Source organism: Psychrobacter sp. Rd 27.2, from assembly GCF_001921755.1.
Classification (GTDB): domain Bacteria; phylum Pseudomonadota; class Gammaproteobacteria; order Pseudomonadales; family Moraxellaceae; genus Psychrobacter; species Psychrobacter celer.
This window is the reverse complement of the sequence record NZ_MRYB01000120.1, coordinates 1-373: the sequence shown is the minus strand read 5'-3', so window position 1 is coordinate 373 and position 373 is coordinate 1. Positions and strand designations below refer to the sequence as shown.

Annotated in this window: 1 pseudogene; it reads left to right on the top strand. The window is 50.7% G+C overall.

Annotation, left to right across the window (positions count from 1 at the left end):
* A pseudogene (locus BTV99_RS12850) lies at positions 1 to 317 on the top strand (nucleoside deaminase); the annotation flags it as partial.
* Between the last annotated feature and the right edge of the window lie 56 nt (positions 318 to 373).

Sequence of the window (373 nt, the reverse complement as noted above, 5' to 3'; positions counted from 1 at the left end):
CTGAGATCGCCGTTGCCAAGTGGGCAGCTCAAAACATGACTCCTGAAGCACGTGCAAAAGCGGTGGTCTATACCTCAGGGGAGCACTGCGCAATGTGCTCAGCGGCGCATGCGTGGGCAGGGCTTGGTCGTATCGTTTATGTCAGCTCCTCAAAACAGTTGAGTGAATGGATGGAGGAGTTTGGCGCAAAATCAGCCTCTCCTATTAGCGCTTTATCTATCCAAGAAGTGGCCCCAAACGTACCTGTCGATGGGCCGGTGGCGGGCTTAGATACCGAAATAAAGGCGCTATACCAGCGCGCTCTGCACAGAAAATAGCACAGAAGCTAGTGTTCTATATCGTAACAGATACCTCATAATAAGGATGTTTTATG